This is a genomic window from Lamprocystis purpurea DSM 4197, assembly GCF_000379525.1.
Classification (GTDB): domain Bacteria; phylum Pseudomonadota; class Gammaproteobacteria; order Chromatiales; family Chromatiaceae; genus Thiodictyon; species Thiodictyon purpureum.
This window is the reverse complement of the sequence record NZ_KB902467.1, coordinates 1-1446: the sequence shown is the minus strand read 5'-3', so window position 1 is coordinate 1446 and position 1446 is coordinate 1. Positions and strand designations below refer to the sequence as shown.

The window sequence follows — 1446 nt, the reverse complement described above, 5'->3', positions numbered from 1 at the left end:
CCAGTTCGGACAAAGTGCGTGAAGCGGAGCAGCGGCGCTTGGCCCACGCCGGAGCGACGGCGGACGTGCAAGCGCCCCCGCCGCCGGTGCAATTTCTCGGCAACCTGCGGGTCACGACCAACATCGCCGCCGACGTGCTGGTCGATGGCCAGGTCATCGGGCAGACCCAGCCCAACGCGCTCTTTGAGCGTGAAATCGCGGTCGGTGAGCGGGAAGTCGCGGTGCGGGCCGCGGGCTACACAGCCGCAGCGCAACGGCTGCGCTTGCGCACCAGTCAGTGGGCCGACGCGGCGTTTCGGCTGACGCCGATCGAAACGGTATCCGCCGGGAAACTCACCAAGCCCACCCTCATTGCGCCCCGTTTCGACTTCGAACCGCCGATGATCGCGTTACCCGGAGGGCAGTTGCAGATGGGCTCGCCGGAAGACGAGTCGGAGCGAGGTTCAGATGAAGGCCCGCGTCACCCGGTGCGACTGGCCCCCTTTGCGATCGGACAGACCGAGGTTACTTTTGCACAGTATGATGCCTTCTGCTCGGCGACCCGGCGACAGCCGCCAGGCGACAACGGCTGGGGACGGGGTCAGCGGCCGGTGATCAACGTCAGTTGGGAGGACGCGGTGGCCTATGCGGCCTGGCTATCAAAGGAGGCCGGGAAACACTATCGCTTGCCGACGGAAGCCGAATGGGAATATGCAGCGCGGGCGGGTACCACCCCGCCGTTCTGGACCGGGCGCTGCATCACGACCGACCAGGCGAACTACAACGGCAACTCCGATTATTCCGGCTGCGGGGCCAATACCGGGGTCTACCGAGGACAGACGGTCCCGGTAGGGAGTCTGCCGGCCAACCCCTGGGGTCTGTATGAGGTGCATGGGAACGTCTGGGAGTGGGTGCAGGATCGGTATCATGACAGCTATCAGCGGGCGCCCGCGGACGGCAGTGCCTGGGAGGCGGGGGACCGTTCGGCGCGCGTGCTCCGCGGCGGGTCTTGGTTCTACAGCCCCAGGTTCCTCCGCTCGGCCAGCCGCGACAGGGGCGACGCCGGCTACCGGCACTACGACCTCGGTTTTCGGCTTGCCAGCGACACCCCTGAGACCCCCGACAGTCGCGTCGGGCCGCGCGACGCGACCGTACGTGCGGGCGGTGATTCAGTGAAATCACCGGACCAGTCCAGCACGGGATGGCCGGATCGGCCGCCAGGGGTATCCGCGGGGGATATCACTGAACCCACCCTCCTCATGCCACGTTTCGACTTCGAGCCGACGATGATCGCGTTACCCGGAGGGCAGTTTCAGATGGGCTCGCCGGAAGACGAACCGGAGCGAAGTTCAGATGAAAGCCCGCGCCACCTGGTGCGACTCGCCCCCTTTGCGATCGGTCAGACCGAGGTCACCTTTGCCCAGTACGATGCCTTCTGCGCGGCGACCGGGCGACAGCCGCCGGACG

General features: G+C 66.8%; 1 protein-coding gene. It reads left to right on the top strand.

Annotation, left to right across the window (positions count from 1 at the left end):
- The coding region (locus A39O_RS32885; RefSeq protein WP_020504399.1) for a formylglycine-generating enzyme family protein at positions 1-1446 on the top strand (1446 nt) is incomplete at both ends.